Origin of the sequence: Micromonospora sp. L5 (assembly GCF_000177655.2) — a bacterium.
Lineage (GTDB): Bacteria > Actinomycetota > Actinomycetes > Mycobacteriales > Micromonosporaceae > Micromonospora > Micromonospora aurantiaca.
On record NC_014815.1, the window covers coordinates 4,997,514 to 5,018,639 of the forward strand.

At 73.4% G+C, this 21,126-nt stretch carries 16 protein-coding genes; 7 read left to right on the top strand and 9 right to left on the bottom strand.

Annotated elements, in window-relative coordinates; translation table 11 throughout:
- Nucleotides 1–51 precede the first annotated feature (51 nt).
- Nucleotides 52–2,772 (bottom strand): sugar-binding protein, encoded by a 2,721-nt coding sequence (locus ML5_RS23030; protein ID WP_013286938.1) that lies wholly within the window; start codon nucleotides 2,770–2,772, stop codon nucleotides 52–54.
- 590 nt (nucleotides 2,773–3,362) lie between these two features.
- Between ML5_RS23030 and ML5_RS23035 the strand changes: the two genes are divergently transcribed.
- From ML5_RS23035 to ML5_RS23065, 7 genes are all read left to right on the top strand, one after another.
- Nucleotides 3,363–4,445, top strand: coding sequence for an ROK family transcriptional regulator (locus tag ML5_RS23035; protein ID WP_232236582.1), 1,083 nt, complete (start codon nucleotides 3,363–3,365; stop codon nucleotides 4,443–4,445).
- 257 nt (nucleotides 4,446–4,702) lie between these two features.
- Nucleotides 4,703–5,755 (top strand): extracellular solute-binding protein, encoded by a 1,053-nt coding sequence (locus tag ML5_RS23040; protein WP_013286936.1) that lies wholly within the window; start codon nucleotides 4,703–4,705, stop codon nucleotides 5,753–5,755.
- 61 nt (nucleotides 5,756–5,816) lie between these two features.
- On the top strand, nucleotides 5,817–6,890 hold the full coding sequence (locus ML5_RS23045; RefSeq protein ID WP_013476375.1) for an ABC transporter ATP-binding protein: 1,074 nt from the start codon (nucleotides 5,817–5,819) through the stop codon (nucleotides 6,888–6,890).
- Nucleotides 6,887–8,635, top strand: a complete 1,749-nt coding sequence (locus ML5_RS23050) for an iron ABC transporter permease (RefSeq protein ID WP_013476376.1) — start codon at nucleotides 6,887–6,889, stop codon at nucleotides 8,633–8,635. Before ML5_RS23045 ends, ML5_RS23050 begins: the two co-directional genes overlap by 4 nt.
- Nucleotides 8,623–9,444, top strand: coding sequence for a creatininase family protein (locus ML5_RS23055; RefSeq protein WP_013476377.1), 822 nt, complete (start codon nucleotides 8,623–8,625; stop codon nucleotides 9,442–9,444). The genes ML5_RS23050 and ML5_RS23055 overlap by 13 nt, the downstream gene beginning before the upstream one ends.
- Before the next feature lie 41 nt (nucleotides 9,445–9,485).
- Nucleotides 9,486–10,940, top strand: a complete 1,455-nt coding sequence (locus ML5_RS23060; RefSeq protein ID WP_013476378.1) for an argininosuccinate lyase — start codon at nucleotides 9,486–9,488, stop codon at nucleotides 10,938–10,940.
- A gap of 95 nt (nucleotides 10,941–11,035) precedes the next feature.
- The gene (locus ML5_RS23065; RefSeq protein ID WP_013476379.1) at nucleotides 11,036–11,935 is read left to right on the top strand and encodes an ROK family protein; all 900 of its coding nucleotides are present in this window, start codon (nucleotides 11,036–11,038) and stop codon (nucleotides 11,933–11,935) included.
- A gap of 70 nt (nucleotides 11,936–12,005) precedes the next feature.
- On the opposite strand, the gene ML5_RS23070 is transcribed toward ML5_RS23065, so the two are convergent.
- Genes ML5_RS23070 through ML5_RS23105 form a run of 8 tightly spaced genes read right to left on the bottom strand, consistent with a single transcriptional unit; the run spans nucleotide 12,006 to nucleotide 21,106 of the window.
- Nucleotides 12,006–12,755, bottom strand: a complete 750-nt coding sequence (locus tag ML5_RS23070; RefSeq protein ID WP_013476380.1) for an enoyl-CoA hydratase — start codon at nucleotides 12,753–12,755, stop codon at nucleotides 12,006–12,008.
- Nucleotides 12,752–14,866: an acyl-CoA dehydrogenase family protein gene (locus ML5_RS23075; RefSeq protein ID WP_013476381.1), complete on the bottom strand. Its 2,115-nt coding sequence runs from the start codon at nucleotides 14,864–14,866 to the stop codon at nucleotides 12,752–12,754. Before ML5_RS23075 ends, ML5_RS23070 begins: the two co-directional genes overlap by 4 nt.
- Nucleotides 14,863–15,591 (bottom strand): co-chaperone HscB, encoded by a 729-nt coding sequence (locus ML5_RS23080; protein ID WP_013476382.1) that lies wholly within the window; start codon nucleotides 15,589–15,591, stop codon nucleotides 14,863–14,865. The genes ML5_RS23075 and ML5_RS23080 overlap by 4 nt, the downstream gene beginning before the upstream one ends.
- Complete coding sequence (locus ML5_RS23085; RefSeq protein WP_013476383.1) at nucleotides 15,588–16,382, bottom strand: CoA transferase subunit A; 795 nt, start codon at nucleotides 16,380–16,382, stop codon at nucleotides 15,588–15,590. The genes ML5_RS23080 and ML5_RS23085 overlap by 4 nt, the downstream gene beginning before the upstream one ends.
- The gene (locus ML5_RS23090; RefSeq protein WP_013476384.1) at nucleotides 16,379–17,209 is read right to left on the bottom strand and encodes an SDR family oxidoreductase; all 831 of its coding nucleotides are present in this window, start codon (nucleotides 17,207–17,209) and stop codon (nucleotides 16,379–16,381) included. Before ML5_RS23090 ends, ML5_RS23085 begins: the two co-directional genes overlap by 4 nt.
- On the bottom strand, nucleotides 17,206–18,609 hold the full coding sequence (locus ML5_RS23095) for a 3-hydroxyacyl-CoA dehydrogenase NAD-binding domain-containing protein (RefSeq protein ID WP_013476385.1): 1,404 nt from the start codon (nucleotides 18,607–18,609) through the stop codon (nucleotides 17,206–17,208). Before ML5_RS23095 ends, ML5_RS23090 begins: the two co-directional genes overlap by 4 nt.
- Nucleotides 18,606–19,772 carry a thiolase family protein gene (locus ML5_RS23100; protein ID WP_013476386.1) on the bottom strand — a complete coding sequence of 389 codons (1,167 nt, stop codon included), beginning with the start codon at nucleotides 19,770–19,772 and terminating at the stop codon, nucleotides 18,606–18,608. The genes ML5_RS23095 and ML5_RS23100 overlap by 4 nt, the downstream gene beginning before the upstream one ends.
- Nucleotides 19,772–21,106, bottom strand: coding sequence for a phenylacetate--CoA ligase family protein (locus ML5_RS23105; RefSeq protein ID WP_013476387.1), 1,335 nt, complete (start codon nucleotides 21,104–21,106; stop codon nucleotides 19,772–19,774). The genes ML5_RS23100 and ML5_RS23105 overlap by 1 nt, the downstream gene beginning before the upstream one ends.
- Between the last annotated feature and the right edge of the window lie 20 nt (nucleotides 21,107–21,126).

A 21,126-nucleotide genomic window follows, 5' to 3' on the forward strand; every position in this document is an offset into this window, starting at 1 on the left:
CCTGCCGGCCCGGCCCATCGTGTGCGTCAGGTCGACGCGATCAACGTCCGCTCAGCAGATCTTCTTCGCCAGAGCGGTGGTGGCGCCGCCGTGCTCGTACGAGACGAGCAGCGAGGTGCCGGCCGGGAGCGACCCGCTCAGCGGCAGGACGAGCGTGCCGTCCTTGCGCAGAGCGGCGGTGGTCTCCGCCACGACCCGGGTGCCGTCCCAGAGGAAGGCGCGGGCGGTGCCCGCCTTCTTCACCTGGAGCTGGACGGACACCTTGCTCGCGGTGCGGGTGACCTTCTTGATCTTCACGGTGCCGTCCGGCAGCTTGGCGTAACCGCCCGGCGCCACCCCGTCCGAGACGGACTGCAGGAGGGTCTGCGGCGAGTCCACGCTCTGCGCCGCGGTGTCCGGCATGATCGGCGCCTTCGGCGCCGACGGCTTCGCCGCCAGGGCCGGCAGCGTCGCGTTGCCCCAGCGCCACGGGTCGGCCCGTACGCCGCTCCAGGTCGACCAGCCGACCCGGGTCTGCGCGGACAGGTCCTGCGTGTCCGAGTCGTTGACCAGGATGTTCAGGCCCATGCGGTTCGGGTCGACGGCGTCCGGCAGCACGCTGAACGGGATCTTGACCTCGATCCGGTAACCCGTGTAGGGGCTGCTGGTCACCACGGAGGCGATCTCCACGCCAGGCGCGGTCTCCGGGCCGCCCTGGTGGTTGTCCCGCTCCCGGGCGAAGCACGGCGGGTTCCCGTTGGCCGGGTCCTTCGTGGCCGGGAAGAGCGCCATGTTGAACACCGTGGAGGTGTTCGCCGAGTTGCCGCGCGGGTCGATGCCGAACTCGATGTTGTCGTTACGCCGCGGACGCTTGCAGTCCTCCGGCGGCAGGACGGTGCCGAGCACGTCGTCGGTGATGGTGAAGACGGCGTACAGGGCGTCGTCGGTGTGGGTCAGCTGGGCGGTGCCGGAGATGTCCGACGCCGGGGCGGCGGTGCCCTCCCAGCGGGTGGAGATGTCGATGACCTCGCCGGTGTACTCGTTGTCGTGGGCGTGTCCGTCGACGGTCGGCGCGCTGGCGGCCTTCGGGATCGTGGTGACCGGGACCAGGTTGAACGCACCGGGCTCGTTTGCGCTGCCGCCGGTGTAGCTGGTCTCGATCTGCACCCGGTAGGCGCCGTTGTCCGGCGCCCGGTTGGCCGTCGGCAGCGACGTGTCGGTGTTGGTGACTGTGAACGTCACCGAGGTGCTGGCGCCCGGCCGGAGCCCGCTGTACGGCACCTGCTGCTCGGCCACCGAGAAACCGGCGGGGACGTTCAGCTTGACCGCGCCGGACTCGACCCGGGTGCCGTGGTTGGTCAGGTTGACCTTGACGCTGCGGGTGCCGCCGCTGGGGATGTTCAGCAGGGACTCGATGAGCGCGTCGAGCTGCTGGGTCTTGTTCCGCACGGTCCACGCGCGGAAGTCGGCGATCTCCTCCAGCGGCTCCAGGGTGCCGCGCACCGGCGCGGTGCCCTGAACCCGGGCGCTGCTGGTGCCGCTGCCGTCCTTCTTGCTGGTCAGCGTGGCGTCGATCTTGAAGCGGGTGCCCACCTCGACCTGCGCGGGCGGGGTGACCGTGAAGGTCTTCACGACCTCCTTGCGCGGGGTCAGCGTGCCCACGTTGCCGTTGCCGGTGACCGTCCAGCCGGCCGGCACGTTCAGGGTGACCTTGGCCCCCGGGACGGCCTTCTCGGCGTACAGGACGGTGTCCACCTTGATGGGCTGGCCCGCGACGGCCTCCCAGGTGCGCGGACGCACGTGGACCTCGGTGCCCAGCGGCAGGCCGCCCTGGGCGCGCAGGGTGGCGCCCTGGAGCGCACCGGTGCCGGCGCCCACGTTCGGGTCCGGGTACGGGGTGCGGGTGTCGATCAGCGTCAGCCGGTTGCAGCCGATGGCGTCGGGGTCGGTCGTCGGGAAGGAGCTGTTGCCCCAGCCCTGCGACACGTACTCCCGGCGGGCCCAGGTCTGGACCGTGTTCCACCGGTTGCCGTCGTGGCGCGCCGACTCGTAGCCCTGCCAGGTGCCGAAGACGACGTTGCTGGCCTCGGCCGGCGTGAAGGTGGTCTCGCAGGCGGGGCCGTTGGTGCCGGTGGTGCCGCTGCCGCCGGTCTGGAAGATGCGGGAGGCCCGCCAGGGCTGGAGGCCCTCCTTCTTGATCTGCTCCGGGAACGCCTTCGGGTCGGCAGCCGCGTAGAAGGCCTCCACGGCCAGCATGGCCGCCTTCTGGTGGTTGCCGTGGTTGCCCTGCGTGGCCGAGGGGTTCATCGTGAGGATGACCTCGGGCTTGGTGGTCCGCAGGACCCGCACGATCCGGGACAGCGTCTCCTGGTGGCCCCAGACCTCCTCGGTCAGGGGAGCGCTGGCGGTGTACCAGAAGTCCAGCGCGTCCAGGTTGTAGATGTGCTCGACGCCGGCCCAGCCGACGGCCTTGCGCTCCTCGGCCTCCCGCAGGATGCCGAGCTCCGGGCCCTCCTCGAGACCGGTGGCGTTGCCGCCGCCCTCGCCGCGGGTGGTGGTGATGACGCCGGCCTTCATGCCGTGATACTCGTTCCAGTATCCGAGCATGCCGAGCTGGCCGGCCTCGTCGTCCGGGTGGGCGCCGATGAACATGATGTCCAGGTCGACCGGCTTGTCGGACTTCTTGGCCTGGGGCTTCGGTGATGCTTGCTGGGGGTTGGCCTGGGCCGGAGTGGCCAGGCCCAACGACAGCAGACCGCACATGGCGATCGCCGCGCTGGTGCGCCATCTCATGGGCATACCTCTTCGTCTCGAAGCGAGAGTGCTGCGGCTGGGGACGGTCGGCCCGGCACGGGCCGGCTGACACGGTGGCTCGTGCCGGGCCGTGTTGCAGACAGCTGTCCACAGAGGACCGTGAGGTCCTCGGGGGTCGTGGTGCTCGATAACGGGATGGTGGTGCTCGCGCACCGTCACGGCGTGAGCGGTACGCACGGTGGCGACGTCGGTCCACCGGAAGGCCTTCGGGCCGTAACCTAGGGATCTTGCGAAGGCGTCGTCAATAGCTCCGGACGACTTTCTTTCTTATCCGAATAAACGATCGCCCCTGCTCAGGGCGATCACCCGGAGGTCGGCCGTGACGTGCGGGCAGTCTTTGTCCAGGTTTGGCACCCCAATGTGGACCACAGGGCTCGGTTTTGCGCGACATGTCGGGCTGGCCCCGGCGCGACCGGCTTGTCGGCCGCAGAATTTTCCCTGGTCGGCGGACCGAGATCATCTCGTTACTTGACGCCAGAATTTTTTCTCACTAGGAAGAAAGTGTGTCTGACAAAGCCCCGACCAGTCCGGTCAGCCGTGAGCGGTCCCGTGAGATCAAGCGTCTCTCGGTGATCTTGGCCGCCCGGCAGGCCCGGCGGCTGTCCCGCGTGGACCTGGCCGAGATGACCGGCCTCTCGGCGGCGACCGTGACCGCGCTCGTGCGGGAACTCGTCGCCGAGGGTTACCTCATCGAACGCGGTCCCGGCGCGCCCACCACCGGCCGGCCCCGGGAGATGCTCGAGTTCAACCCCCGCGCCGAGCTCGTCGCGGCGGTGTCGCTGGAGCCGCCGCGGATCAGCTGCGAGATCGCCGACAGTGAGGGCGCGGTCATCGCGCACCGCGTCGCGCGGCTCGGCGCGAACGTGGTGGAGACCGTCTGCGAGTTCGTCCTCGACCTGGTCGGCGACAACCTGCCCTCGCTCCGCGGCGTCGCCATCGCGGTGCCCGGCGTGTCCAGCAACGGTGCGGTACGCCTCGCGCCGTCGGTCGGACTGGTCGAGGCGTGGCCGATCGGCGAATCCGTGCAACGGCGGCTCGGCGTACCCGTGGTCGTCGACAACGACGTCAACCTCATGGCCGCCGGTGAGTGCGTGGCCGGCGCCGGCGCGGACGTGGCGAACCTGCTGCTGATCCACGTGGCCGACGGCATCGGCGCCGGCCTCGTGCTCGACGGCAAGGTCCGCCGCGGCGCCAGCGGAGCCGCCGGCGAGGTCGGCTTCCTGCCGCTGGGCGGCGCGACCGAGCGCCGCTACAGCGGCGTCGGCGAGTTCGAGGCCCGGTGGTCGGTCAACGCCATCGCGGAGCGGGTCGTCGCGCTCAACCCGGGCCGCCGGCCCGAGTCACCGGTACGGGAGCTGAGCGGGCTCGCCGCGACCTCGGCGCCCGCCCGCGAGTACCTCGACGAGGTCCTCGGCGCCTGGGCCGGGCTCATCCTCTCCTGCGCCTGCGTCGTCGATCCGGGGCTGGTGCTGCTCAGCGGCGCCGCGGCGGAACTCGACGACGCGGCCCTCGACCAGCTGCAGACCCTCGTCTCCGCCCGGACCCCGGCTCCCACCGAGGTACGCCGGGCCACCCTCGGCGACCAGGCAGTGCTGCACGGAGCGATCAGCTACGCGCTCTCGGCCGCGGTGCCCCGACCCTCGCTTCCCTGACCACCACCTGACCCCGGCCCCCGACGCCCCCGACCCCGACCCCGACACCCACCCCACCGTCACCGTCACCGTCGCGGCGACCGCGTCCGTATCCCGGACGACCGGTCGCGGCGCGATGCGGCGCGCCCCGGTCCGGGCGCGATCCGCGGACCTTCGACCCCGTCCCGGGGAACCGGCGAACCCGCCGGCGCCCCGGGTCGGGATCGCACACCGTCTTTCCCCGCTCCCGATAGTTCCCCCGCAAAATGGAGGTACCAATGAAACGTCGTTTGGCCCTGGCCGTCGCGTTCAGCGCGCTGCTGGCCGTCAGCGCGTGCGGCAGCAGCGACGACGACAAGGACACCGGCTCCTCCGGCTCCGCGTCGGCCGAGAAGGTCGTCATCTACAGTGCCCGCGACAAGTCGGTCACCGACTACGTCGTCGAGCAGTTCACGACCAAGAACCCCGAGTACAAGGGCAAGGTCGAGGTGCTCAACATGGGCGCCCAGGAGGTGCTGGAGCGGGTCCGCGCCGAGAAGGCCAACCCGCAGGCGTCGGTCTGGTGGGGCGGCACCCAGCAGGGCCTCGCCGCCGGCGCGTCCGAGGGCCTGCTGGAGTCCTGGCAGCCGTCGTTCGCCTCGAAGATCGACGCGCGGTACAAGGACGCCGAGGGCCGCTGGTTCGGCGAGATCCTGCTGCCCGAGGTCATCATGTACAACAACAAGGCGCTGACCCCGGAGACCGCGCCGAAGGACTGGGACGACCTGGTCGACCCGAAGTGGAAAGACAAGATCATCATCCGGGACGTGGCCGCCTCCGGCACCATGCGCTCGATCTACGCCTCGATGATCCAGCGCTTCACGGCCGACGGGTCCAACCCGCAGCCCGGCTACGACTGGCTGCGCAAGCTCGACGCCAACACCGTCGAGTACGCGGCCAACCCCAGCGACCTCTACCTGAAGATGTCGCGTGAGCAGGGCGTGGTGAGCGCCTGGAACCTCCAGGACATCCTGCTCCAGGCCAACGAGAAGATGCCGTTCGGCTACGTCATGCCGGCCTCCGGCGCGCCGGTGCTCGTCGACGGCGTGGCCGCGGTCAAGGGCGGCAACAGCGAGGGCGCGAAGAAGTTCCTCGAGTTCCTGTTCGACGACTCGCTGCGGGCCAGCCTGGCCAAGGACTACTTCCAGATCCCCGCTGTCGACATCGCCGAGAAGCCCGAGTGGCTGACCAAGCTCGACCTCAAGCCGATGAACGTCGACTGGAACGTGATCGGCAAGAACGAGACCGCCTGGATCACCCACTGGAACGCCCAGATCAAGGGCAAGGGCTAAGACGCTCGGAACCGGGCCGTGCTCCGGCACGGCCCGGCTTCGTCCTGGAAGGACCCACGAAATGATCGATGTCCGACTGACGGCGGTCAGTAAGCGCTTCGCCAAGTCGAGCGACTCCGCGGCGGTCGATGACGTCACCGTCACCATCGGAGCCGGCGAGTTCTTCACGCTGCTCGGGCCGAGCGGCTGCGGCAAGACGACGACGCTGCGCATGGTGGCCGGCTTCTACTTCCCGACGTCCGGTCACATCCACTTCGGCGACGACGACGTCACCCACTGGACGCCGAACAAGCGGGACACCGGCATGGTGTTCCAGAACTACGCGCTGTTCCCGCACATGACAGTGGCGCAGAACGTGGCGTACGGGCTCAAGGTCCGCCGCGTCTCCCGCGCCGAGCAGGCCCGGCGGGTCACCGAGGCGCTCGAACAGGTGCACCTCGTCGGCTACGGCGACCGGCGCATCGACGCGCTCTCCGGCGGCCAGCAGCAGCGCGTCGCGCTGGCGCGGGCACTGGTGATCCGTCCCCGCACCATGCTGCTCGACGAACCGCTGTCGAACCTCGACGCGAAGCTGCGCGAGGAGACCCGTGCCGAGATCCGGCGCATCCAGCGGGAGAGCGGCACCACCTCGATCTACGTCACGCACGACCAGGCCGAGGCGATGGCGATGTCGGACCGGATCGCCGTCATGGAGTCCGGCCGGGTCCAGCAGGTCGGCACCCCGCACGAGGTCTACTACCAGCCCGCGAACGCGTTCGTGGCCCGGTTCATCGGACGCAGCAACGTGCTGAGCCTGCCGGTGACCGGCGCGGCGGAGCAGCGCGTCCAGGTACGCCTGCCCGGTGGCGCCACGATCGAGGTAGGCGCTCCCGCCGGACACGGGCTCACCGAGGGCGACACCGCACTGGTCTCCGCCCGCCCCGAGCACATCGCGGTCGGCGGCGACGACGACACCGCGGCCATGCGCGGCCGGGTCAGCCACGTCGAGTTCACCGGCATGGCCACCCACGTCACAGTCGACGTCGACGGTGACGAGGTGATGGCCGCACTGGTCGACGCGCCCGCCGGCATCCAGCTCGGCGACGTCGTGGGCCTGCGGCTCGCACCCGAGCGGCTCTGGGTGGTCAAGCCGTGACCGCTGCGACCCCGACCGCCCCCGGCTGGGCGGCGGCCCTCGGCCGGCGCCTGGCCGGCGGGGCGAACTCCCGATGGTTCCCCTACCTGCTGGTGCTGCCGCTGGTCCTGGTGCTGTGGGGCTTCGTCGTCCAGCCGATGTTCGCCACCTTCCGGGAGAGCGTCAGCGCCAACGGCACCGACAACTACCTCCAGTTCCTCTCCTCCTCCGGGGTGGCCCGCGAGTCGCTGTTCACCTCGCTGTTCATCTCGGCCGCGAGCGTGCTGCTCTGCGGCGTCGTCGGCGTGGCGATGGCGTTCCTGCTCAAGCGGTTCCACTTCCGCGGCCGGCGGCTCATCGAGGCGTTCATCCTGGTGCCGGCGGCCCTGCCGCCGCTGATCGGCGCCGTGTCCTTCCAGCTGCTCTACAGCAACATCGGCATCGTGCCGCGCGGCCTTCAGGCGCTGCTCGGCACCGAGAAGCCGGTCCTGGCCTTCGACGGGATCGCCGGTGTGCTGGTGGTGCACACGTTCACCATGTACCCGTTCTTCTTCCTGGCCGCCTCCGCGGCGCTGGCCGGGATGGACCCGTCGGTCGAGGAGGCGGCGTACAACCTCGGCGCGGGCCGGGTACGCGTGTGGCGCACCGTCCTGCTGCCGATGCTCACCCCGGCGCTGATCTCGGCGTCGCTGCTGGTCTTCATGACGTCGCTGGCGTCCTACACCGCGCCACTGCTGTTCAACGTCAGTCAGACCATGACGATGCAGATCTACATCAACCGCACCAACGGCGACCTGCCGATGGCCTCGGCGTACGCCTCAGTGCTCGGCATCGTCTCGATCATCTTCCTGCTGGGCATGCGCTGGTACGAGGGGCGGCGCAACTACCAGTCGCAGTCCAAGGGCGTCTCGGCGGTCCGGCGGGAGATCACCAACCCGGTCGGCCGCTGGCTCGCGCCGCTCGCCTCGGTGCTGGCCACGCTGGTCCTGCTCGCCCCGGTCGGCGCGATCGCGCTCGTCGCGTTCTCCGAGGACCGGTCCTGGACCACCGAGGTGCTGCCGCCGACGTACACATTCGAGAACTTCGTCACCATCTTCACCGACCCCAAGGCGTTCCAGCCGATCCTCAACTCGGTGCAGATGAGCCTCATCGCGGTCGTGGGCTGCGTGGTGATCGGCGTGCTGATCGCGTACGCGGTGCGGCGGCTGAAGTTCGTCGGGCGCGGCCTGCTCGACGTGGCCGTGATGATCGCCTGGGCACTGCCCGGCACGGTCGTGGCGATCAACCTGATCTCGGCGTTCAGCACCGGCAACGCGTTCAGCTTCGGGCAGGTGCTGGTCGGCACGTTCTGGATCCTGCCGCTGGCCTACTTCGTGCGGTTCCTGCCGATCGTGTTCCGGTCCAGCTCCGCGACGCTGGCCCTGATCGACCCGTCGCTGGAGGACGCCGCGCGTAACCTGGGCGCCTCCTGGCTGCGCGCGTTCTACACGATCACCGTGCGGCTGATGCTGCCCGGTGTGCTGGCCGGCGCGCTGCTGGCGTTCGTGCACGGCGTCGGCGAGTTCGTCGCCTCGGTGCTCATCTACACCTCGTCGACGGTCCCGATCTCGGTCGCCATCAACAACCGCATGTACAGCTTCGAGCTGGGCACCGCGGCCGCCTACGGCATGCTCCAGGTGCTGCTCATCTTCGTGGTGATGTGGTTCTCCGGACGGCTGGAGAGCAGCCGCACCGCGACCCGGAGGGCCGAGCAGTGGACGAACTGATCGAGCGGTGGCGGACCGGGGGAGGGCTGCTTCCGGTCACCCGGGTACCCGGGCACGCGTTCGCCGCCGTGACCGAGGCGGCCGACCTGGCGGTGCTGCCGGTCGGCGCGGTCGAGTGGCACGGTCCGCACCTGCCGATCGGTACCGACCTGATCCTGGCCGAGGGCTTCGCCGGGGAACTGGCCACCGGGTCCGCCCGGGCGGTGCTGTTCCCGGCCACGCCGTACGCCGCCTGCCCGGGCCAGACCCGGCCGTGGCCGGGCACTGTGGCGCTGCGGCCGGAGATCGCCGTCGGCTACCTCGCCGACGTGCTCGCCGGCATCGTCGAGGCGGGCTTCACCCGGGTGCTCGTGGTCAACGGGCACGACGCCAACATGTCCACCGTCCGCGCGGCGATGGAGTGGGTGTCCGGGCGGCACCGGGCCAGCATGATGCTGGTGAACTGGTTCCAGCTGGTCGGCCCGGACGAGACCACCGAGATGTTCGGTGAGCTGCCGGCCCGGGGGCACGGCGGCGCGTACGAGAGTTCCGCCGTGCTCGGCTTCGACCCGGCCGCGGTACGCCTGGACGCGGCGCCGGACCTGCCGCCCAAGCCGAAGCTGCCCACCCCGTACCCGTACGTGCTGGTGGAGTCGCGCCCCGACCCCTGGCAGGGCTGGTCGGGCCACGTCTCGCTGGCAGGCGAGGAGGCCGGCGGCCGGATCCGCGCCACCGCCGGCACCCGCCTGCGCGAGCTGGTCGGGGCGTGGCTCGCCGCGCCGCTGCCGGGACCGCCCGGCGCCGACCGGCCGGACCAGCCGGCCGGATGACAGTTACGCCCCAGGACCACGCACCACCTCGGGAGGCCTCCATGAGCCCGTCACTGACCGTCTACCAACAGCACCACCTCCGCGTCGTGTTCGACCACCACGTCGCCCACCTCTACCCGGCGATGGTCACGGCCAGCAAGGCCCACGTCGTCATGCTCGCCGAGCAGGGGCTGATCTCCGACGACGCCGCCGCGACGATGCTGCGCGGCCTGGTCGCCCTCGCCGGGGACCGGCCGGAGGAACTGGAGTACGACGGCAGCGTCGAGGACGTCTACTACACGCTGGAGAAGCGCCTCGCCGCCGCGGCCGGCATCGAGGTGTCGCAGCTGAGCGTGCAGCTCGCGCGCAGCCGCAACGACCTCGACGCCGGCGTCTTCCGGATGGTGCTGCGCGACCAGCTGCTCCAGGTGCTCGACGCGCTGCTGGCGACCGGCCGTACCGTGCTGGACCGCGCGGACCGGCACGCCGACGTGGTGATCACCGGCTACACGCACCGCCGCCCGGCCCAGCCGACCAGCATCGGGCACGTCTTCGCCGGCTACGCCGAGGCGCTCGCCGGCGAGGCCGCCGCGTACGCCGGCCTGCTGGACGAGATGAACCGCTCGCCGCTGGGCTCCTGCGCCTTCGCCGGCACCGACCTGGACATCTCGCCCCGCCGCCTGGCCGACCTGCTCGGCTTCGACCAGCTCATCGTCAACTCGTACGAGGCGGTGGCCGGCGCCGACCACCTGGTCCGGGTCGCCACGCTCAACGCGCAGGCGCTCGCCACCGGCGCCCGGCTGGCCCGCACCCTGATGGACTGGCTGAGCTGGGGCTGGGTGGTCACGCCCGGCGAGTTCACCCAGGGCAGCAGCATCATGCCGCAGAAGCGCAACCCGGTGGTGCTGGAACACCTCGTCTCGATGGCCGGCGCCGCCGCTGCCGACGCGGCGAGCGTGCTCAACAACGTCGGCGCCGCCTGGTGGGAGGACTCGAACAACGCCACCACCGACGTGCAGTCCCGGCTCTGGGACGGCGACGACCGGGCGTACCGGTTCTTCTCGCTGCTCGGTGGCCTGATCGAGAAGCTGGACCCGCAGCGCCCGCCGTCCGGCGAGGAGATCGTCGCCTCCGGCGCCACCACCACCGCGGCAGCCGACGCGCTGGCCCGCCACGGCGTGCCGTTCCGCGGCGCCCACTCGCTGCTCGGCCGGCTGGTCCGCGGCGGCGCCCCGGCGACCTGGACCGAGGACCTGGTCCGGTCCACCGCCGCCGACCTCGGTCTGGCGCTCGGCGACGCCGCGGTACGGGACCTGCTGGCCGCCGCGGTCCGCCCGGAACTCGTGCTGCGCCGCGCCCAGGCCGACGGTCCCGGCGAGGCGGCCGTCCGGGACCAGGTCGGACGACTGTCTACAATGCTCGACGCGGTGCAGGAGCGGGCGCAGGCGTTGCGCGAGCGGCTGACCCGTGCCGACGCGGCTCTCGCCGAGGCGGTCGCGGCGAGGGTAGGCCTGTGACGGGGCGGCAGCCGCAGCTGGCCGTGGTCGCGGACGTCGTGTCGCGGCGACCACGTGATCTGGACCGACGGCCCGAAGGGCGATCTGACATCACCATGGAACGACCGGCAAATCCGCGCCTGCTCGGCATCGACTTCGGCGGCACCAAGATGGCGATCGGCGTGGGCGACACCGACGGCAGGCTGCTCGTCTCCGAGCGCCTGCCCACGATCGCCGAGCGGGGCGCGCAGCAGGCCCTCACCCGGGCGCTGGACCGGGCGTGCGAACTCGCCGAGCAGACCGGCGGCACGATCGTCGCGGCCGGCATCGCCTCGCCCGGCGTCGTCCACGACGACGGCATCGAACTGGCGCCGAACGTCCCCGGCTGGGAACAGTTGCGGCTGGCCGAGGCGGTCCGCGCCCACCTGAACCTCGCGCACGTGCGGGTGACGAACGACCTGAAGGCGGCGGCCTACGCCGAGCTGCGGCTCGGGGCCCTGCGCGACGCCGATCCGGGGCTCGTTGTCGGGCTCGGGACCGGGGTGGCCGCCGCGGTGACGGTCAACGGCGAGGTGCTGCCGGGCCGCCACGGCGCGGCCGGCGAGATCGCCTACGGACTGACCGACCTCAGCTGGCCGCCCCGCCTGGAACCGATGCTGGAGGCGACGTTCTCCGGCCGGGCCCTGGACGAGCTGGCGCAGCGCCTCGGCGTGGACGGCCGGGCGGCCGGCCTGTGCGCGGCAGCGGAGCAGCCCGGCCCGGTACGGGAGCAGCTCCGCCTGCGCGTCGACGAACTGGCCCGCCAGCTGGTCACGTGCTGCCTGCTGCTCGACCCGCAGCGGATCGTGCTGGTCGGCAGCGTCGCCGGCAACGACCTGGTGCGGGAGCTGCTGACCGAGCGGCTCACCCACACGCTGCCGTACCCGCCGGAGATCGTGCTGTCGGACTTCGCGCAGGACGCCGCGCTGCTCGGCGCGCTCGTCATGGCCACCGAGGCACAGCCCGCCGTGGTCTGACCGGAGCGGCGGCGTGACGCCGCCGGGCGGGGCGCACAGCGGCGCCCCGCCCGGTCCCGCGGCGGACGGGTCACCTGCGGAACGCGGCCACCGCCTCCTGGATCGCCGGCCCGGTCGCGGAGGACGCCTGGGCCCACGACTCGAACTCCAGCGCGGCGGCGAAACCGGCCGTCTCCGCGGTGCGTACCGATGTCTTGATGTCCCGGGCCAGCGCCGGGTCCAGCGCCGCCCACCGTTCGGCGCGCTCGTGCGCGGCCGCCAGCGGGTTGTCGGCGAGCGTCGCGGCGAGCCCGACGCGTACCGCCTCGGGGCCGTCCACGCTCCCGCCGTCGAGCAGCAGTTGCAGGGCGCGTTCCGGGCCGAGCGCCCGGGTGAGGAACCAGGTGCAGCCCCCGCCGGGGTGCAGGCCGAGCTTCGTGAACGAGGCGATCAGCTTCGCCTTCGGCCCGACGATCCGGGTGTCGCACGCGAGCGCCAGGTTCAGCCCGGCGCCCACCGCCGGTCCCTGCACCGCGGCGATCGTCGGGATCGGCAGCGCCCGTACCCGCAGGAAGCTGTCGTAGACGCGGTGCAGGTCGGCGCGGATCTCCGCGACGCTCCGGCCGGGCTCGCCGAACATGGCGGGCAGGTCGGCGCCGGCGCAGAACGCCGTGCCCGCGCCGGTGACCACGAGCGTGCGGGCGTGCCGGTCGGCCGCCACTTCGGCGATCGCGTCGCCGAGCGCGTCGCGCATCTCCGCGTCGATGGCGTTGCGCCGGTCCGGGTCGTTCAGCGTGAGCGTCCAGCGCCCGTCCGCGTTGTGCAGTTCCACTTTGCTCATGACTCAGCCTCCTGATCGGTCAGCCAGGACCAGACGCCCGCGCTGCCGCGCGGCACCAGCGCCGCGCCGAGCGTGGCGGCCCAGAACTGCTGGGTGCCGTTCTCGTCCCGCCAGGACCAGAGCCTGCGGGTGGACAGGTGCAGCGGGTGCTCACGGGTGACGCCCATCGCCCCGTGCAGCTGGTGCGCGCCGCGCGCCACGATCGTCGCGGCCCGGCCGGTGAGCACCCGCGCGGCGGCGACCCGCAGCGGGTCCGGCCCGGCCAGCGCGGCGTCCAGCGCGGTGCCGGCGAGCAGCGTGTGCGCGGTCATCCGGGCCAGGGTCTGCCCGACCGCCTGGAACGCCAGCAGCGGCCGGCCGAACTGCTCCCGTGTGGTCACGTGCTGCCGGGTGTGCTCCACAGCCGTCTCCAGCGCGCCGGTGAGCGCGGCGGCGGTCAGCAACGCCGCCTCGGCGCGTACCGCCCCGGCGGGCGCGACGCCGGTGAGCCGCGTGTCGCCGGTGACCGGCACGTCGAACACGACGTCGTCGCGCGGCTCGGCGGCCAGGTTGCGGCCGGGCGTGACCCGCACGCCGGGGTGGTCGGCGGGCACCACGAACGCCTCGTCGCCCGCGTACACCAGCAGTGTCCGCGCGGCGGCGGCCCACGGCACGCGGGCAGCCGTGCCGCGCAGCCGCCCGCCGGCCACCGCGAGCCCGTCGTCGGCGACCACGGTGGCGACGCCCTCGGGCAGGCCGCGACCGGCGGCGGCGAGCTGCCGGGCGGCCAGCACGGTCCCGGCCAGCGGCAGGGAGACACCGTGGCGACCCAGCCCGCGCACGAGCGCGGCCAGGTCGGCGAGCGTGCCGCCCGAGCCGCCCGCGTCCTCCGGCACCGACACCCCGGTCCAGCCCAGCCCGTGCACTGTGGACCAGAGCGTGGGCAGGCCGTCCGGGTCGCCGCCGTGACCGCCGAGCACGTCGTCGGTCAGCTCCCGCAGCTCGTCGCCGCCGCGCCGGGGCGCGCGGGCGGCGCCCTTGGCGATGATGGTGCGCAGCACCTCGGTGGTGCCGCCGCGGATCGAGAAACCCGGCGCGGCCAGCAGCCCCTGGGCGAGCAGCCCGGCCGGTCCGTCGCCGTCGGGGTCGGGCTCGACGTCGAGCACGGTACGCGCGATCTCGTTGACGTCGGCCTCGAACTCGGTGCCCAGGTCCTTCAGCACCGCCGCGGCGTGCACCGGGGCCTGCCCGGCGTCCAGCTCACCGGCGATGCGCCAGGCCAGGCCGCGCAGCCCGGCCAGCCGGGCCAGCGCCTCGCCCAGCGGGGCGTCCGCGTCCCGCCGCGCGGCGCACGCGTCGACGGTGGCGGCCAGCAGCGGGTACGTGCTGAGCACCCGCTCCATCCCGCCGCGCTCGAAGGACAACTGCTCGGTGACCTGCGTCCAGCCGTTGCCGGCGGTGCCCAGCACGTGGTCGCCGGGCACCCGCACGTCGTCGAAGACGACCTCGTTGAAGTGGTGCTCGCCGCGCAGGTCGACGATCGGCCGGACGGTGACGCCGGGCGCGGACATGTCCACGATCAGCTCGGTCAGGCCCTCGTGCCGGTCGCCGCCGGTGCCGGTGCGGCACAGCACGTACGCGTGCGTGGACCGGTGGGCGTGACTGGTCCAGATCTTGCCGCCGGTGAGCCGCCAGCCGTCGCCGTCCGGGCGGGCGGTGGTGCGCACCGAGGCGAGGTCGCTGCCGGACTCGGTCTCGCTCATGCCGAGGCAGAACGTCACCGCACCGGCGGCGATCGCCGGCAGGTACCGCTCGCGCAGCGCGGGGGAGCCGTACCGCAGGACGGCCGGGCCGATCTGCCGGTCCGCGATCCAGTGCGCGGCCACCGGCGCCCCGGCGCGCAACAGTTCCTCGGTGACCACCAGCCGGGCCCGGTTCGAGCGGGCCTGCCCGCCGTACTCGCGCGGCCAGGTCAGGCCGATCCAGCCCCGGTCCGCCAGCGCGCGGCTGAACTCCGTGTCGTACGAGCGCAGCCACGCGTCGCACACCGGCCGGAACCGGTCGCCGTCACGCCACTCACCGACCAGCTTCCGTACCTGCCGGCGCAGCTCATCGAGATCGTCGTCAGTCATCCTCTGTCCGTTCCCTTCGCCACTGAGTAGCCCCGTACGGCGGCGCGCCGCAGCACGCCGACGGCCGCGGCGCGTTCGGCCGCGGTGACCGGCGGCCGGGGCGCCGCGCCGTCGACGGGTACGCCGAGCGCGGCCAGGTGGGCACGCAGCACCTCGCCGTCCGCGGTGACCTCCTCCAGCCGCGGATCGGCGCCGAGCCGCACCACGCCCCACCGGGTGTGCAGCCGCACCAGCGCGTCCGGGGCGGGCGCGGCGGTCACGTGCTCGACCGCGCACACGATCCGGCGTGGATCCCGTGCGCCGTGCAGCAGCACCAGTTCCCGTGCCGCCGCCGCGATGTCGGCGGCGCCCCCGCCGCCGGGCAGCCGCACCGTGGGCCGCTCCCGGGGGCCCAGGTACGACGAGTTGATCCGGCCGCGCAGGTCGACGTTGCCGGCGTCGAGCACCACCCGGTCGAACCGGTGGCCCATCGCCAGGAGCACGTCGGCGGTGCCGCCCAGCCAGCCGAACCCGCCGGCGTACGCCGGGTAGTCGGTGGTGCTGGTCGGCACGTCCGCGCCGGGCCGGTGCGCGCTGGCGCCGGCCTCGAAGACCTGGCTGAACGGTTCGCCGGGCAGCGCGTACGCGCAGTGGCCGGCGAGCACCGGCCAGTGGAAGCCGGTGAACACCCAGCCGCCGCGCCGGAACTCCCGCGCCGCCCGGACCAGGAAGTCCGCTGTGGTCACAGCACCTCCTCGGCCAGCCACCGCCGGAAGCCGTCGGCGGTGGCCGAGCGGCGGGCATACCGTTGGTACGCCTCGACGTCACGCGGGTACCGGCCGACCGCGCCGTCGGGGTGCACCGCGCCGGGTGACTCGACCACCGCGTCGACGAGCAGCCCGGGAATGCTGATCCCGGTGGCGCGTACCGTCTCGGCGTCGGTGACCTGCTCGGCGACGAGCACGGTGCGCCGGGCCGCCTGGGCGGCCACGAGCACCTCACCGAGCGGGCCGCGGATCACCCCGTTGCCGTCGGCGTCGGCCAGGTCCACGTGGACGAACGCCACGTCGGGCCGCTCGGCGCGGACCACCCGGGCCGGCCCGAACGCCGAGTCGACCGAGGACAGCCGCCCCCGGCTCCAGTCCTCGTCCAGGTAGCCGGTGCCGGGCAGGTCCGGCACCGGCATGAACGGCACCCGCCAGGCGCCCGCGGTGAGCGCTGCGGTGAGCAGCCCGAGGCTCAGCTCGTGCAGCGTGACGCGGGTGTCGCCGTCCTGCGCGGCGCGCCGGAAGTTCCAGGCGGGCGCCGGGCCGACCGGGCTCCAGCAGTGGCCGTACGTGGCCGACCGCAGCACCCCGGCGCCGAGCAACTGGTCCATCAGCAGCCCGCCGGAGGCGATCACCACGTCCACGTCCCGGATCCGCTGCCGGATCATCTCGTGGCCCACGGCGAACAGTTGCGCGCCGAAGTTGCCCAGGTAGATCCGTCGGCCGGGGCGTACGTGCTCGGCCACGACGTCGGCGAGGGCGCGGCTCACCGGTACGCCTCCGCCAGCATGTGCAGCCCCGGTCCCAGGTGTGCGCCGCCGTCGAGCTGGATGAGCTGGCCGGTCATCATGGCGGCGGCCGGGCCGGCCAGGAACGCCACCAGCTCGGCGACCTCCTCGGCGCGGGTCGGGCGGCGCAGCGGCGTGGCCCGGTCCACCAGGTTGTCCCGGACGTGCCGGTCGGCCTCGGCGTCGAGCGCGGCGGTGAGCACCGTGCCCGGTCCGAGGCAGTTGAGCCGGATGCCGTCGGCGGCCCACTCCAGGGCCAGCGTGCGGGTCAGCCCGAGCACGCCGGCGCGGGCCGCGACGGCGTGCGCCATGCCCTGCCCGCCGCGTTCCACCCCTGACAGCGACATGTTCGCCACCGCGCCGCGGGTGCGCCGCAGGTACGGGTACGCGGCGGTGGTGAGGTGGAAGACACTGGTGAGGTTCAGGTCGACGACTGCGGCCCAGCCGCGCGCCGAGATCCGCGTGGCCGGGGCGAAGAACTGCCCGCCGGCGTTGTTCACCAGCAGGTCGATGCCGTGCGCGTCGCCTGCCTCGGCGAGGGTGGCTGCGGCGCGGTCGTGGTCGCGGACGTCGCAGACCGCGTACGTGTAGCGGCCGCCCCCGGTGGCCGCCTCGCCGGTGATCGCCTCGCCGGTGGCGGCGAGCGTGTCGGCGTGCCGGCCCAGCCCGGTGACGTGGGCGCCCAGCTCGGCCAGGCGTATCGCGACCGCCCGGCCGATGCCGCTGCCGGCGCCGGTGACCACCGCGTGCCGCCCGGCGAGCACACCCGCGCGCAGCACGGCCACGCCGGTGTCGTCCCCCCGCGTCACCGGGCGGCCCTAGCCTCACCGATCGCCTGCCGCCGCAGCAGTTGCGCCGGCCGGTAGCGGGGGTCGCCGAACGCGTCGGCCATCGACCGCAGGGCCTCGTACACGGTCCCCGCCCCGGCGGCCCGCAGCGTCTCGAACGGCCCGCGCGGATGGTTCATCGCCAGGCGCAACGCCACGTCCACGTCGTCCGCGGTGGCGGTGCCCTCCTCGACCACAGTGGCCGCCTCGTTCACCAGACAGTGGGCGAGCCGATCGCCGACCAGGCCGGGCAGCGCCGGCACCCGCACCGACGACGCGCCGAGGTGATCCAGCAGCCGGTTGACGAAGCCGGGGACGGCGACGCCCGCGACCGGGTCCTCGACGACCTCGGCGAACACGGCGTCGTCGGCGCGCCGGTGCAGCCGGATCCAGCCGACGTCGGCGGGCAGCACCTCGGCCCAGCCGGCGTCGGAGCTGTCCAGCACCACGTTCTGCCGGGCCGCCAGCCGGGCCAGCTCCGCCACCCGCTGCGGGGTCGGCGCGCCGAGGCTCACCACGCGGGCCGCCGGACCGTTCGGCGCCCCGGGCCGCCGGACCACCCGGGCGTTGGCGTCGCGCGGCGGCTCGGTGGCGTAGTCGTAGAAGCCGCGGCCGGCGGCCTTGCCGGTCAGACCGGCCCGGACCAGGCCACGCACCTGGGGGATGGGCCGGTAGCGGGGGTCGCCGAACTCGCGCAGCGCGGTCTCCGACGAGGCCAGGTGGGTGTGCAGCCCGGTGAAGTCGAGCAGTTGCAGCGGACCCATCGGGTGCCCGAGCGCGCCCCGGGCGACCGCGTCCACCACCGCCGCCTCGACGCCCTGCGCGAGGAGGAGTTGCGCCTCGTAGTACAGCGGCCGGCAGACCCGGTTGACGATGAAGTTCGGCGAGTCCCGGCACACCACAGCGGTCTTGCCGAGCGACTCCACGAGCGCCAGCGCCCGCCGGACCGTCGCCTCGCCGGTGGCCGCGCCGACGATCACCTCCACCAGGCGCATCCGGGTGGGCGGGTTGAAGAAGTGCAGCCCGAGCAGGCGTTCCGGGGCGCCGAACGCGCGGCCCATCTCGTTGACGCTCAGCGACGAGGTGTTGGAGGCGACGAGCAGGTCCGGCCCGCCCGCGGCGGCGACCCGGGCGAGCAGGTCGCGCTTGGCGGCCATGTCCTCCACGATCGCCTCGATCAGCACGTCCGCGCCGGCGAGCGCGGTCTCGACGTCGGCGGCGGCGCCGAGGTCGCCGGTGGCACCGTCGGCGCGGATCCGCTCCAGGCCGGCACGGCCCAGCTCGGCGGTGGCGTCGACGACCCGTACGGTGTGCCCCGCCCCGGCGAGGACCTGCGCGATGCCCCGGCCCATCGGCCCGAGGCCGACCACGACGGCGATCACCGGGTCACCCGCTCGATCACGGCGGCGATGCCCTGTCCGCCGCCGACGCAGAGGCTCGCCACGCCGTACCGGCCGTCGCGGCGGGCCAGCTCGTGCAGCAGCGAGACGATCAGCCGGGCGCCGCTCTGTCCGGTCGGGTGGCCGAGGGCGATCCCGCCGCCGTTGACGTTCACCCGCTCCTCGTCCAGGCCCAGCGCGCGCACGTTCTGCACGATCTGCGCGCCGAACGCCTCGTTGATCTCGAACAGGTCGACGTCGGCGACGGTCAGCCCGGCCCGGTGCAGGGCCAGCGGAATGGCCTCGGCCGGTCCGACGCCCATCATCGTCGGGTCCACGCCGACGGCCGCGAACCCGACGATCCGGCCCAGCGGGGTCAGCCCGTACCGCCGTACCGCCTCGCCGCCGGCCACCACGACAGCGGCGGCGCCGTCGGCCATCTGGCTGGCGTTGCCCGCGGTGACCGTGCCGCCGTCGGTGAACGACGGGCGCAGCCGGGCGAGCCGTTCCGGTGTGGTGTCGGGGCGTACCGTCTCGTCGCGGTCCAGCTCGTCCAGCGGCAGGATCTCCTGCGCCATCGCGCCGGACTCCCAGGCCCGGGCCAGCCGCTGGTGGCTGCGCGCCGACCAGGCGTCCTGGTCGGCGCGGGACACGCCGAACTCGCGGGCGACCTTCTCCGCGGTCTCGCCCATGCTCAGGCCGCAGATCGGGTCGGTGCCGCCGTCGCGCCAGCCGTCCTGGAGCAGGACGTCGCCGCGGCGCACACCGTCCCAGCGCAGCGTGTACGGCGCCAGGTACGGCATCGTGCTCATGCTCTCCGCGGCCACCGCCAGTGCCACGTCGGCCTCGCCGGACCGCACCGACCGGTGCGCGAGCTGCACCGCCTTGAGGCCGGAGGCGCAGGCCATGTTGATGGTCTGCGCGGGCGTCGGCACCGGCACGCCCGCCGCCAGCGAGATCTGCCGTCCCGGGTTCGGGCCGTTGCCCGCCTGGCGGCAGTTGGCGACCACCGTCTCGTCCACCGCCTCGGCGGGCACCCCGGCCCGCTCCAGCGCCTCGGCACCGGCGAGCCCGCCCAGACGCACCACCCGCACGTCGCGCAGCGCGCCGCCGTACCGGCCGTGCGGGGTACGCACGGCGCCGACCAGGAACGCTTGCCTGTCCATCACGGAACCTTCCGGTCGGCGCGTACGACGCGCTTGCTCTTGTGGGTGCTGCGCGGCAGCGTGCCCTCGGGGACGGTCTCCACCACCGCGCGCACCGTCAGCTCGGCGCGCACGGCGTGCGCCAGCTCGCGGGCCACCCGCTGGCCGTCGCCGGTCACCTCGACGCGCAGCTTGATGCCGGTGAGGTAGCCGGTCGCCGGGTCGGTGACGTCGTCGTCGAGGACGATGAGGTATTCGCCGCAGGCGCCGGGCGTGGCCCGGACGACCTGCTCGACGGCGGACGGGAACAGGTTCACCCCGCGTACCACGAGCATGTCGTCGGCCCGGCCGACGACGCCGCCCGGCAGCCGGGCGAGCGTGCGCCCGCACGGGCAGGCGGTGCTGTCGCGGACCACCACGTCGCCGGTGGCCCACCGCACCAGCGGGCTCGCCCGCTTGTCCAGGTGGGTGAGCACCAGCAGGCCGGGTGCGCCGTCGGGCACCGGCTCGTGGGTGTACGGGTCGAGCACCTCGGCGTACGCGAAGTCCTCGGCCAGGTGGCCGCCGGCCTGTTCCTCGCACTCCCAGGCGATCGGCTGGAACTCCAGGCTGCCGTACCCGTCGAAGCACTTGGCGCCCCAGCGCTGCTCGATGTGCGCGCGGGTGGCCGGCACCCCGGCGCCGGGTTCGCCGCCGACCTGGATCCGCCGCACCGGTGAGTCGCGCAGCGGTGTGCCGGCGCGTTCCGCGGTCTCGGCCAGGTGCAGCATGAACGACGGCGTGCCGCCGACGGCTGTGGTGCCGTACCGGAAGATCGTGTCGATCTGTCGCTGGGTGTCGCCGGACCCGGCGGGCAGCAGCGTCACGCCGATGCGCTGGTAGCCGGCTGTCGCGCCGAGCCCGCCGACGAACCAGGCGTAGCTGAACAGGCACTGGTACACGTCGGTGTCCCGGACGCCCTGGCTGTACGCGGCCCGCGCGTACAGGTCGGCCCAGCGGTCCAGGTCGTGCGCGGTCCACAGCACCGGGGTCGGGTTCGAGGTGGTGCCGGAGGAGAAGTGCACGCGGCGGCGGTCCGCGACCGGCGCGGCGACGGCGCTGCCCCACGGCGGGTGGGCGGCCAGGTCGGCCACGTAGTCGGCCTTGCCGACCAGCGGCAGGCGGCGCAGGTCGGCCAGTTCCCGGACGTCGCCCGGGTGGAAGCCGAGCGCGTCCCACCGGGTGCGGTAGAAGTCGCTGGCGGCGTACACGTAGGACAGTTGCGCCTTCAGGCGGGTGAGCTGGTACGCGGCCAGCCGCTCGCGCGGCCACGTCTCGGCCTCGTGCCAGTGGCGCTCGGAGAACGGCCCGGTCATCGCGGGCTCCGGCGCAGCCC